Origin of the sequence: Streptomyces sp. CB01635 (assembly GCF_002803065.1) — a bacterium.
GTDB lineage: Bacteria > Actinomycetota > Actinomycetes > Streptomycetales > Streptomycetaceae > Streptomyces.
Genome location: NZ_NNBL01000019.1, coordinates 128,442 through 140,563 on the forward strand (window position 1 = coordinate 128,442; position 12,122 = coordinate 140,563).

General features: G+C 68.1%; 9 protein-coding genes and 2 tRNA genes. 7 read left to right on the plus strand and 4 right to left on the minus strand.

Annotation, left to right across the window (positions count from 1 at the left end):
• Nucleotides 1-224: 224 nt before the first annotated feature.
• The 4 genes from gyrB (at nt 225) to CG723_RS33385 (ending at nt 5,939) form a co-directional block, all read left to right on the plus strand.
• Nucleotides 225-2,321 (plus strand): DNA topoisomerase (ATP-hydrolyzing) subunit B, encoded by a 2,097-nt coding sequence (gene gyrB, locus CG723_RS33370; RefSeq protein ID WP_100597236.1) that lies wholly within the window; start codon nt 225-227, stop codon nt 2,319-2,321.
• 42 nt (nt 2,322-2,363) lie between these two features.
• Nucleotides 2,364-4,994, plus strand: coding sequence for a DNA gyrase subunit A (gene gyrA / locus CG723_RS33375; RefSeq protein WP_100597237.1), 2,631 nt, complete (start codon nt 2,364-2,366; stop codon nt 4,992-4,994).
• Between the two features lie 18 nt (nt 4,995-5,012).
• Nucleotides 5,013-5,675 carry a DUF3566 domain-containing protein gene (locus tag CG723_RS33380; protein WP_100597238.1) on the plus strand — a complete coding sequence of 221 codons (663 nt, stop codon included), beginning with the start codon at nt 5,013-5,015 and terminating at the stop codon, nt 5,673-5,675.
• A 190-nt stretch (nt 5,676-5,865) separates the two neighbouring features.
• Nucleotides 5,866-5,939: transfer RNA gene (locus CG723_RS33385), tRNA-Ile, on the plus strand.
• Nucleotides 5,940-6,026: 87 nt separating this feature from the next.
• On the opposite strand, the gene CG723_RS33390 is transcribed toward CG723_RS33385, so the two are convergent.
• Nucleotides 6,027-6,218 carry a hypothetical protein gene (locus CG723_RS33390; RefSeq protein WP_159032610.1) on the minus strand — a complete coding sequence of 64 codons (192 nt, stop codon included), beginning with the start codon at nt 6,216-6,218 and terminating at the stop codon, nt 6,027-6,029.
• A gap of 671 nt (nt 6,219-6,889) precedes the next feature.
• The gene (locus tag CG723_RS33395; RefSeq protein WP_100597240.1) at nt 6,890-7,228 is read right to left on the minus strand and encodes a DUF6344 domain-containing protein; all 339 of its coding nucleotides are present in this window, start codon (nt 7,226-7,228) and stop codon (nt 6,890-6,892) included.
• A 315-nt stretch (nt 7,229-7,543) separates the two neighbouring features.
• Between CG723_RS33395 and CG723_RS48100 the strand changes: the two genes are divergently transcribed.
• Together CG723_RS48100 and CG723_RS48755 are read left to right on the plus strand one after the other, a co-directional pair.
• Nucleotides 7,544-7,672 (plus strand): DLW-39 family protein, encoded by a 129-nt coding sequence (locus CG723_RS48100; RefSeq protein WP_003999697.1) that lies wholly within the window; start codon nt 7,544-7,546, stop codon nt 7,670-7,672.
• Nucleotides 7,673-8,077: 405 nt separating this feature from the next.
• On the plus strand, nt 8,078-9,334 hold the full coding sequence (locus CG723_RS48755; RefSeq protein WP_267893751.1) for a hypothetical protein: 1,257 nt from the start codon (nt 8,078-8,080) through the stop codon (nt 9,332-9,334).
• A 20-nt stretch (nt 9,335-9,354) separates the two neighbouring features.
• On the opposite strand, the gene CG723_RS33410 is transcribed toward CG723_RS48755, so the two are convergent.
• Nucleotides 9,355-11,157, minus strand: coding sequence for a serine/threonine-protein kinase (locus tag CG723_RS33410; protein ID WP_100597241.1), 1,803 nt, complete (start codon nt 11,155-11,157; stop codon nt 9,355-9,357).
• A gap of 118 nt (nt 11,158-11,275) precedes the next feature.
• Nucleotides 11,276-11,824, minus strand: coding sequence for a helix-turn-helix domain-containing protein (locus CG723_RS33415; RefSeq protein ID WP_100597242.1), 549 nt, complete (start codon nt 11,822-11,824; stop codon nt 11,276-11,278).
• Nucleotides 11,825-12,006: 182 nt separating this feature from the next.
• On the opposite strand from CG723_RS33415, the gene CG723_RS33420 reads away from it, so the two are divergent.
• Nucleotides 12,007-12,079 (plus strand) — tRNA-Ala (locus tag CG723_RS33420).
• The last annotated feature ends 43 nt before the right edge of the window (nt 12,080-12,122 follow it).

The following is a 12,122-nucleotide window of genomic DNA, read 5'->3' on the forward strand; positions in this document are numbered from 1 at the left end:
GCTGAGTGCCGCTGTGAGCCTCTTGGAGCCCCGGGACGCATATGGGGAGTCGGCAGAGGCCGGTTCAGGGCGGCACATGCGGACTCAGGTACCGGCAAACCCCCATCACTGTCGGCGCTACCGGTAGACTGAGAGCTAATCCCGCCCCACTTGTGGGACAACCGAGCAACGCTGACTATCGCTGAACGACGCAGCCGCTCCGGCCACCGCCGGGAGCTTGGCTTGTGCTGTGCCAGAAAGGGCGCTTCGTGGCCGATTCCGGCAACCCCAACGAGAACATCCCGTCCACTGCCGCCGACGCCGTCGGCCAGGCCCCGGCGGAGGCCAGTCAGTCCTCCGGCGAGGTGACCTCGGCCTACGACGCCAGCGCCATCACAGTCCTCGAGGGTCTGGACGCGGTCCGCAAGCGGCCCGGCATGTACATCGGCTCGACCGGTGAGCGCGGCCTGCACCACCTGGTGCAGGAGGTCGTCGACAACTCCGTCGACGAGGCGCTGGCCGGCCACGCGGACACGATCGACGTGACGATCCTGCACGACGGCGGTGTGCGCGTCGTGGACAACGGCCGCGGCATCCCGGTGGGCATCGTCCCGTCCGAGGGCAAGCCCGCCCTCGAGGTCGTGCTGACCGTGCTGCACGCGGGCGGCAAGTTCGGCGGCGGCGGCTACGCGGTCTCCGGCGGTTTGCACGGCGTGGGCGTCTCCGTCGTCAACGCGCTGTCCATGAAGGTTGCCGTCGAGGTCAAGACCGACGGCCACCGCTGGACCCAGGACTACAAGCTGGGCGTCCCCACGGCCCCGCTCGTGCAGCACGAGGCCACGGACGAGCACGGCACGTCGGTCACCTTCTGGGCCGACCCGGACATCTTCGAGACCACCGAGTACTCCTTCGAGACGCTGTCGCGGCGCTTCCAGGAGATGGCGTTCCTCAACAAGGGTTTGAGGATCAAACTCACCGATGAGCGTGAGTCGGCGAAGGCCGTCGCCGGGGCGGACGAGGCGGGCGCCGACGAGAAGCCCGAGGTCAAGGCCGTCGAGTACCACTACGAGGGCGGCATCGTCGACTTCGTGAAGTACCTCAACTCCCGCAAGGGAGACGTGGTGCACCCCTCCGTCATCGACCTGGAGGCCGAGGACAAGGACAAGCTCCTGTCCCTCGAGGTCGCGATGCAGTGGAACAGCAGCTACACCGAGGGCGTGTACTCCTTCGCCAACATCATCCACACGCACGAGGGTGGTACCCACGAAGAGGGCTTCCGCGCCGCGCTGACCTCGCTGATCAACAAGTACGCGCGCGACAAGAAGCTGCTTCGCGAGAAGGACGACAACCTCACGGGTGACGACATCCGCGAGGGTCTGACGGCGATCATCTCGGTGAAGCTGAGCGAGCCGCAGTTCGAGGGCCAGACCAAGACCAAGCTGGGCAACACCGAGGTGAAGACCTTCGTCCAGAAGGTGGTCTACGAGCACCTGAACGACTGGCTGGACCGTAACCCCGTCGAGGCCGCGGACATCATCCGCAAGGGCATCCAGGCAGCCACCGCGCGCGTGGCGGCCCGCAAGGCCCGCGACCTCACCCGCCGCAAGGGCCTGCTGGAGTCGGCGTCCCTGCCGGGCAAGCTCTCCGACTGCCAGTCGAACGATCCCACCAAGTGCGAGATCTTCATCGTCGAGGGTGACTCCGCCGGCGGTTCGGCCAAGTCCGGCCGTAACCCGCAGTACCAGGCCATCCTGCCCATCCGAGGCAAGATCCTGAACGTCGAGAAGGCGCGGATCGACAAGATCCTGCAGAACCAGGAGATCCAGGCGCTGATCTCCGCCTTCGGCACCGGAGTCCACGAGGACTTCGACATCGAGAAGCTCCGCTATCACAAGATCATTCTGATGGCGGACGCCGACGTCGACGGCCAGCACATCAACACCCTGCTGCTGACCTTCCTGTTCCGCTTCATGCGGCCCCTCGTCGAGGCCGGCTACGTGTTCCTCTCGCGCCCGCCGCTCTACAAGATCAAGTGGGGTCGTGAGGACTTCGAGTACGCGTACTCGGACCGTGAGCGCGATGCCCTGACGGAGCTCGGCCGCCAGCAGGGCAAGCGGATCCGTGAGGACTCGATCCAGCGCTTCAAGGGTCTCGGCGAGATGAACGCCGAGGAGCTGCGCATCACCACGATGGACATCGAGCACCGCGTGCTCGGCCAGGTCACCCTCGACGACGCAGCCCAGGCGGACGACCTGTTCTCCGTCCTGATGGGCGAGGACGTCGAGGCACGCCGCTCGTTCATCCAGCGCAACGCCAAGGACGTCCGCTTCCTCGACATCTGAGTCGGTCTCAGCTGACCGCATCAGAAAGGATCTTCACCAGCAATGACCGACGAGAACACTCCCCCCACGCCTGAAGAAGGCGTCGAGATCAGCGTCAGCGTCGAAACGGTGCCCGAGGAGGGCGTCGTCCAGCGCATCGAGCCCGTCGGGCTCGAGACCGAGATGCAGCGCTCGTACCTCGACTACGCGATGTCCGTCATCGTGTCGCGCGCCCTGCCCGACGTACGGGACGGCCTCAAGCCCGTCCACCGCCGCGTCCTGTACGCGATGTACGACGGCGGCTACCGGCCCGAGAAGGGCTTCTACAAGTGCGCCCGCGTCGTCGGCGACGTCATGGGCAACTACCACCCGCACGGCGACTCCTCGATCTACGACGCCCTGGTCCGCCTGGCCCAGCCGTGGTCGATGCGTATGCCGCTGGTGGACTCGAACGGAAACTTCGGCTCCCCGGGCAACGACCCCGCCGCCGCCATGCGCTACACCGAGTGCAAGATGGCGCCGCTGTCCATGGAGATGGTCCGTGACATCGACGAGGAGACCGTCGACTTCACGGACAACTACGACGGCCGCTCCCAGGAGCCGACCGTCCTGCCGGCCCGCTTCCCGAACCTGCTGATCAACGGCTCCGCGGGCATCGCGGTCGGCATGGCCACCAACATCCCGCCGCACAACCTGCGCGAGGTCGCCTCCGGCGCCCAGTGGTACCTGGAGAACCCGGAGGCCACGCACGAGGAGCTCCTGGACGCGCTCATCGAGCGCATCAAGGGCCCGGACTTCCCGACCGGCGCCCTGGTCGTGGGCCGCAAGGGCATCGAGGAGGCGTACCGCACGGGCCGTGGCTCCATCACGATGCGCGCGGTCGTCGAGGTCGAGGAGATCCAGAACCGCCAGTGCCTGGTGGTCACCGAGCTCCCGTACCAGGTCAACCCGGACAACCTCGCGCAGAAGATCGCCGACCTGGTGAAGGACGGCCGCGTCGGCGGCATCGCCGACGTCCGCGACGAGACCTCGTCGCGGACCGGCCAGCGCCTCGTCATCGTCCTGAAGCGCGACGCCGTCGCCAAGGTCGTCCTGAACAACCTCTACAAGCACACCGACCTCCAGACGAACTTCGGCGCCAACATGCTGGCGCTCGTCGACGGCGTGCCGCGCACCCTCTCCCTGGACGCCTTCATCCGTCACTGGGTGAGCCACCAGGTCGAGGTCATCGTCCGCCGTACGAAGTTCCGCCTGCGCAAGGCCGAAGAGCGCGCCCACATCCTGCGCGGCCTCCTGAAGGCCCTGGACGCCATCGACGAGGTCATCGCGCTCATCCGGCGCAGTGACACCGTCGAGATCGCCCGCGAGGGCCTGATGGGCCTCCTGGAGATCGACGAGATCCAGGCCAACGCGATCCTCGAGATGCAGCTGCGCCGACTGGCCGCCCTGGAGCGCCAGAAGATCGTCGCCGAGCACGACGAACTGCAGATCAAGATCAACGAGTACAACGCGATCCTGGCCTCGCCGGAGCGCCAGCGCCAGATCATCAGCCAGGAACTCGCGGCGATCGTCGAGAAGTTCGGCGACGACCGACGCTCCAAGCTGGTGCCCTTCGACGGCGACATGTCCATTGAGGACCTGATTGCCGAAGAGGACATCGTCGTCACCATCACGCGCGGCGGCTACGTCAAGCGCACCAAGACGGTCGACTACCGCTCGCAGAAGCGTGGCGGCAAGGGCGTACGCGGCACGAAGCTCAAGGAAGACGACATCGTCGACCACTTCTTCGTGTCGACGACGCACCACTGGCTGCTGTTCTTCACGAACAAGGGCCGCGTCTACCGCGCGAAGGCGTACGAGCTCCCGGACGCCGGCCGTGAAGCGCGTGGCCAGCACGTGGCCAACCTGCTGGCCTTCCAGCCGGACGAGGCGATCGCCGAGATCCTCGCGATCCGCGACTACGAGGCGGCCCCCTACCTGGTCCTCGCCACAAAGGGCGGCCTCGTAAAGAAGACCCCCCTCAAGGACTACGACTCGCCCCGCTCGGGCGGCGTCATCGCCATCAACCTCCGCGAGACGGAGGACGGCTCCGACGACGAGCTGATCGGTGCCGAGCTGGTCTCCGCCGAGGACGACCTGCTGCTCATCAGCAAGAAGGCGCAGTCCATCCGCTTCACTGCAACGGACGACGCGCTGCGCCCGATGGGCCGTGCCACATCCGGTGTGAAGGGGATGAGTTTCCGCGAGGGCGACCAGCTGCTCTCGATGAATGTCGTCCGGCCGGGTACGTTCGTGTTCACTGCCACCGACGGCGGGTACGCGAAGCGGACCGCCGTCGACGAGTACCGCGTCCAGGGTCGCGGCGGCCTCGGTATCAAGGCCGCCAAGATCGTGGAGGACCGCGGATCGCTCGTCGGCGCGCTGGTGACCGAGGAGACCGACGAGATCCTCGCCATCACGCTGTCCGGCGGTGTGATTCGTACGCGAGTCAACGAGGTCAGGGAGACGGGCCGTGACACCATGGGCGTCCAACTGATCAACCTGGGCAAGCGCGATGCCGTGGTCGGTATCGCTCGCAACGCCGAGGCCGGTCGCGAGGCGGAGGAGGTCGACGGTGACGTCATCGTCGATGAGCCCGTCGAGGTCGAGACGGCTGTCGAAACGGACGAGGGCACGGAGTCCACGGCCGAGTAGCGCGAGGAGTGAGTCATCGTGAGCGGAGCCACGGGCGCCGGACCGACCGGTACGGAAACGGACGGTGGCCGTGGCCCCGCCACTGACTCGAACGACTCGAACGAGTCTCATGGATCCCAGGGGGGAACTGTGACGGACACCCGAGGTCCGCAGGCGCAGCAGTACGCGGCCGGCACGGACGGGGCGCTGCCCGGGGAGCGCCAGCAGCCCCCGCAGTCCTCGCAGCCGTACCACCCGCCGCAGGCCTACCAGGCGGCTCCGCCGGCCGGAGCGGTCCGCAGGCCGCGCACGGGGGCCCGCACGACGCCTCGTACGCGCAAGGCGCGCCTGAGGGTTGCCAAGGCCGATCCGTGGTCGGTGATGAAGGTCAGCTTCCTGCTCTCCATCGCGCTCGGTATCTGCACCATCGTCGCGGCCGCGGTGCTGTGGATGGTCATGGACGCCATGGGCGTCTTCTCGACCGTCGGCGGCACGATCTCCGAGGCCACGGGCTCGAACGAGTCCAATGGCTTCGACCTTCAGTCGTTCCTGTCGCTGCCGCGCGTCCTGATCTTCACGTCGATCATCGCGGTCATCGACGTCGTCCTCGCGACGGCGCTGGCCACGCTCGGCGCGTTCATCTACAACCTCTCCGCGGGCCTCGTGGGCGGAGTCGAGCTGACCCTCGCCGAGGACGAGTAGTAGCCGAACAGCAGCCGAGCGGCAGCCGCTTCGGCCGCCGTGACACATGTGGAGCGCATTCCCTGACGGGGTGCGCTCCACAGGCCTTTTGGCCGGTGGGGCGGGGTCCCAGCTATCGATTTTGGGACTGGCCGGGTCGTGCGCTAATCTTCAGAGGTCAGCGCGCGGGACACACACCGCAAAGCGCGGCGGGGCTATAGCTCAGTTGGTTAGAGCGCATCCCTGATAAGGATGAGGCCACAGGTTCAAATCCTGTTAGCCCCACAGAAGCAGTACATGAAGAGAGGGTCTCTCCCTGGTGGGAGGGGCCCTCTCTTCGTTTTGGCGTGCTTGTTGACTTGCTGACGGACACTACTCGGCGCGGCGGGTGACGGACTGGCCGTCGGCGGTGATGTCGATGCCTGACAGCTCTGGGCCGCCACTGCCGGTGCGGACCGCGTCGGATGCCCGTCCCCGGGCATGGATGCCGCCCGTGACAGTGAGGGTGTCCAGCTGTCCGTTGATCTCGACGGCTGTCAGGTGATCCTGACCCGTGGTGCGCACGCCGCGCAGTGTGAGGGTGCCCAGACTGGACACCGAGGGTGTCATCGAGGGCGGCGGCCTCGTGCTCGGGGCAGCACACGGGCACGTCCTCAATGGCCCGGACCCGGCGTCTCAAGGCGGCGGGGCGGGCCGTAGTCCGGGGGCACACGCCGAGAAGACCCTCAGCCTGTGGTGGCCGGGGTCGTGAAAGGTCGAGGGCGCGGGAGCGCGGTGCATCCGATGGCGCTGTGTCGCGGTGGGCGCTTGCCTGCCGTTTGGTGCCGTCTGGATCTGGATCTGGATTGCGGCGGGCAGGTTCGGGGCGTGGCTGCGCTGCTGAAGCGCTGCCTGGTGCCGCTGCCGAGGTTCTGCGGTGCCGCGCTGCTGTGGCCGTGGTGCGGGTAGTGCGTTGGTCTGTGGTGCTCGAGCTCGTACTGGCTGCTGAGCGGCGCTGTCGGCTTGGGCCGATGACCGTGCTGCCGGACGTTCTCTGCGGTGGTGCCTGCCGGTGGTACCTGTCGGTCTTCCTCACCGGCTGTTCTTGCGGTGGAGCTTTTGCTGCGATGGGTCTGCTGCGAAGGGTCTGGTGCGGTTCTCCAGGGCCGGCTCTCTTGCCGTTGCCGCTTTCGCTGCCGCTGCTGTTACTGCTGCTGTTACTGCTGGTGGAGCTTCGTCTTCACGTACCGCTTTTGCTACGGCTGCGAGTGGAGAGTGCTGATTCCTGCCGCGGTCTCTTCGAACTCGTTCCCGGACTCCGTGTCGACCGGCGGGCGGTGGCGGCAGCTGGGGGAGGAACCGTGGGCTTCGGCGCGGATGCGCTGCTTCATTGTGGGAGGCAGGGACCGTTTGAAGGCCCAGGGGGCTCGGACGGCGGTAGCGGCGGGGGTGCTCACCGCCGCGTTGCGGGTGCCCTCCGTCTGCTGTACAGGCGTGGCCGCGGCGGCCGGGGAGGTGAGACCCATCGCGGTCAGTACCGCGAGGAAGGCGGTGATGAGGACGGTCCACAGCTTGATGACCTTGTTGCTGGCCATGATCCCTCACTTTCGGGTCGGGCGATTTGCGTACTTTCCTCATGATGTGTATGTGGGCTCCCCAGTGGGGGACCGACGCCCGTGGCGCGTCGATGTTCAGATGAACACCACTCGGATGGGCGCAATCGCACCGTAAGGACGTCAATCACATGGAATGTCACGTTCTGCGAAGGGTGATCGGAGCTCCGTGATCCGGTTCGACTGGTCGACGGGGTGCGGGAGTTGGGCCCGGGTGCAGGTCACTGATCGGTATCGGCCGGTGTGTATAGTCGAGCGCCAGAGGTCCCTTACGTCAAAGAAAGACGAGGTCGCGCGGTGAAGAAGCTTCTCCTGGTCGCACTGGCCGCCATCGGCGGGCTCCTCGTGTACCGCCAGATCCAGGCGGATCGCGCCGAGCAGGATCTGTGGACGGAGGCGACTGACTCCGTACCCACGGGTTCGTGAGTATCGACGACAGTCTCTTCAGGGCCCCGATCGCATGCGCGGTCGGGGCTTTGTGCTGTCCGGGGTGAGGTTGGGTGTGAGGTTGCCTCCGGCTTCTTATTTGCTTACGTAAATTATTTGCTTGCTTTGGCGAATTCCTGTGGGGCGTATGGGGCCCTGGCGGCAGGATGGCCGTCCGGCGATGAAGCGATGGCGATGGCTGGGGCGACGAAGGGGCGCGTGATGAGTCGGCGCGGAGGGCGGCGCGTGGTGCTGCGCGGGCGGGGACGGCCTGTGTCGGCGTTCACGGCAGGGATATGCGCGGTGGCCGTTCCGGTCGCGGTGGTTGCGCTGCCCGGGACCGCGGCGGCTGGGGACTCGGCTCCGTATGTCTTCGCACAAGGCGCAAGGACCGTCCAGGGTGCGGTGACCGGTACGGATGCGGCGGAGCTCAAGGCCGGGGAGATCTATCGGAGCTCCATCGAGGCGGGGGTGAAGGGCACCGGGCTCGGGAGTGGGTCGGGGGCGAAGGGGGCGGCCGACACGCGTTACTACCGCGTCGACCTGGATGGATCCTCCGATACGTATGTCTCGGCGGTGGCGGTGCCGAAGGTCGGGGCGGACGTGAAGGTGGCGTTCAACGACAGCATTTCCGTGACCCTGCAGGATCGACAGGGCAATCGCTGTGACTCCGAGGTCGCGGCGTTCCGCTCCGCCGAGTACCCGAGGCCGATAGCCGCCACCGCGGAGCGGGTCGTCCGGGAGGGCGGCGGGCGCTGCCAGGATGCGGGCACGTATTACGTGGTCGTCGCGCGCAAGACCGCGCCTGACTCCACGCGGGAGCGCTGGGACCTGGAGCTGAGTGTCTCTTCGGAGCCCGCGCTCAAGTCGCCGCCCGCCACCACCGGGCCCGGGGCCTGGCCGTCGGCTTCGCCGCGGCCGCCCGCCGGAATCCCTTCCGAACGCCGGGGCGGCACGGGCTTCAACGACGCGCAGAGCTTGCGGCAAGGCGTGTGGAAGGACCGGATCCGCCCGGGGCAGACGCTCTTCTACCGGGTGCCGCTGGACTGGGGACAGCAGCTCTTCACCGAGGCCGAGCTGGGCACCTCGGCGGGGGACGCGCACCGTACGGGCTTTGTGCCGAGCGCCCTCAGCGTGGCGCTGTACAACCCGGCGCGGACGCAGATCACTTCGAAGGACGCCTCCTACGGAGGGGAGCCCTCCGTGGCGGCCCTGGACTCCCTGCCTCCGGTCGCCTACGAGAACCGCTATCTGTCGCGCGCGGACGAAGCGGGCGTGCGGTTCGCCGGCTGGTACTACCTGAAGGTCTCCCTCACGCCGGAGATGAAGGGGACCTTCGGGAACGAGGAGTCCGGGCTGACGCTCCGTCTGACGGTCCAGGGGGACGCGGCTTCGGCGCCCGCGTATGTGCGGGATCCGGGGGCGTTCCAGGTCACTGACGCGGACCGGGCCGCCGCTGAGAGCGGCTCCGCGCAGGGCGGGGGCTCATCGTTGCCCTCGGCGGGTGGGCAGGGCGGCGGGCAGGCGGCGCAGGGCGGGTCAGGTCGGGCGAACCGCATGACGGTTGTCGGGATCGCCGGGATCGGCACGGGGTCCGTGCTGGTGCTGGGGCTCGGCGTATGGACGTACGTCGCTCGCCGGCGGGCGTCTGCTGGCTGGTAGGTGGGGTGAGTCGGGAGTTCTCAGGCCTGGGTCAGCGCCCAGATGCCCACCGCGAAACTGACCAAGGCAACGAACAGCACCGGGATCGCCACCTTCGCGGGCGGTCCCGGCCGCCGTTTCCGCACCCGCCGATGAGGGGTCGGGCCCTGGGAAGCGCCGCCGGGACTCGGGTGGCCGAGGAGTGGAACCTGAACGCTCTGGGCGGTGTACGTAGAGATAGAGGCCGACTGAGGGGGTGTTGGTGCGGGAGCTGCGACGTAGGAGCGCTGCGTGGCCGGGGTCGTGGCCGGAGTGTGGGGGGAGGGCTCGTGGGGGTGCGGGCGGGTTGGCGGGGTTGGTTGTGGTGCCGGTTGTCGTGCGGTGTGCGGTGCCGTGGGGTGGGGGTGCGGCTGGGCGGTGTACTCGGGAGCGTGGTGAGGCGCCGTGTTGGGGGTGATCGGCTGCCGCTCGGGAGAGGTCTGCGCGAATGGCTGTGCGGAGGGCTGCACGCGTGGCTGTGTGGGCGGCTGCGCAGGGGGAGGCGGCGGCAGGTGGAAGCTGCCGGTCTCGGACATGCTGGTGCCGGGCGTGACTGTTCCCGACGTGCGGGACTCAGGCCTGCCGGTTGCCGACGGGATGGTCCCGGGTGGGACGGGTCCGGACGGGGTGGGCCCGGGCGTGACGCTGGGCCCGCGTACGCCGGTCTGTGGTGCGAAGGGCTCCGGCCCCTGGGGCGCGGCGGTGGCGGGGTCTTGGACGGACGAGTCCGCCAGTGGGGTGTCCGGTACTGCGGGGGCGTACAGCGGTGGCGGTGGTGCCGGTGTCGGGGGCTCCGGTGGGAGCGCCGGCAGGGACTCTCCCGGAGCGGGCTTCCGTGTCGTGGAACTGCCTGTCGTACGGCCGATCGAGCCATGGTTCTGGGTCCGGTCGTGTACGAGGCCGGGGGCGACCGCGCGGGAGGTCGTGGTCGGGCCGGTCGGGGCGAACCCTGTTGGGAGCGCGCCGAGTTGGTCGAAGACCTCGACCAGTTCGTCGTCGGGTCCGGGCTCGGGAAGCAGCTCGGAGGCCGCCAGGAGGGCCTTGCGTGCGCCTGTCGCGGTACGGAAGCGCGCTTCCGGATCAGGCTGCAGCAGACCGGCCACAACGGTCCACAGAGGGCCGGGAATTCCCTGGGGCGCGCCAGGGGTGCCGTGATCGGTGAAGCGCTCGATCAGTGCCCTGGAGTCCGGCCGGGCGCCCTGGAGCAGATACAGGGCGACGAGACCGACGGCGAACAGGTCTGCGGGGAAGTCCGGCTCACCGCCCATCGCTTGTTCGGGGGCGAAGTAGCCGGGCGTTCCCACCACATAGTCGGTCTCGGTGAGCCGGGGCTCGCCCTTGCGCATCGCGATGCCGAAGTCCGAGAGGCGCAGATGAGGCCGGGCGGTTCCGGTCGCCTCCAGGAGGATGTTGGCGGGCTTGATGTCGCGGTGCACGACCCCCTCCGCGTGCACCGCGGTGAGGCCGGCGAGGAGCTGATCCAGGAGGAGACACACGAAGGACGGTGGCAGAGGCCCGTAGTCGCCGATCAGATGCGCCAGCGAGCCGCCGGCGACGAGGTCCATGGTGAACAGGACCTTGTCGTCGTCCGCGGCCCAGCTGGCCGGGGCGAGGACGTGGGGGTGGTCGATCCGCAGTGCCTGTTCGCGCACGAAGCGCAGCAGGGTGTGGGCATCGCTCTGCAGCAGGACCTTGGCGGCCACATATCGGCGGCGCCGGTGGTCCCAGGCGCGCCATACGGCGCCTGCTCCCCCGCGACCGATCGGGTCGGCCAGTTCGTAGCGTCCGGCGAAGACCTCACCCATCGTGGTGCGTCGCTCCCCCCTCGGCCGTCACGACGCGTCGGCCTCTCGGATGGTCCCGCGGCCCAGGACCGGCCGCGGGACTCGCGGCCGGCCCGATATCGCTACCGTTCGGCCGGGATCAGCTCTGGTGCGCCTGATAGTGGGTTACGGCGTCGGAGGTGCGCCCGGCGCCGTAGACCCGGAGGAACTCTGCCAGTTCCGGGTGGCTCGGGGCGAGGGTGTCCGCCGCATCGATGATGTCCCCGGCCGCGGAGACGGAGCGCAGCAGCGACTGGATCTCGCGGACCACGCGCTTGACCGTGGGTGCGCCCGAACTGGTTGTTGTCTGCGCGGTGTTGGTGAGCACCGAGCCCCCCTGTGACTTCTTGATCTCGTCCATGCGCTCGGTGGCCTCGGCGGCGCTGACGCTTCCGTCGGCGACCTGACCCGCCAGGTCCTGGAGCAGCTGGACACGCTGGACGACGGCCGGATTACCTATCTTCGCGCGCTGACCGCTCATCAGCTGGGAGAGCATGGGCGCGGACAGACCGAGAACCCCCGCGAGCCTGGCCTGGTTGAGGCCCAGATCATCGATGAGGCGACGGAAGAGCGCCCCCAGTGGCTCTCCGTACCAGTTTCGCTGGAGCTCCCGGGCTCTTGCGGTAGCTTCCTGCTGTGCGGCGTCCATTGCGTCTCCCCATCGCTTCCCCAAATACGGCGGTTCGCTGCCGCGAACCACGTGGGGCATCTTACGGAGAGTGGTCGTGGACCGGGAGCCCCAATCCTTTTGCGAGATCCGGGGGGTGACCCGGTAGTCTGGTCTGCGATGCGCACCGGATCGCACTTCTTCCGGTTCGACGCATCGTTTTCGGGGCCTTAGCTCAGTTGGTAGAGCGCTGCCTTTGCAAGGCAGATGTCAGGAGTTCGAATCTCCTAGGCTCCACAGTTTCCGCGTGAACACGTGAACGCCGTAGGGCGGGAGACCA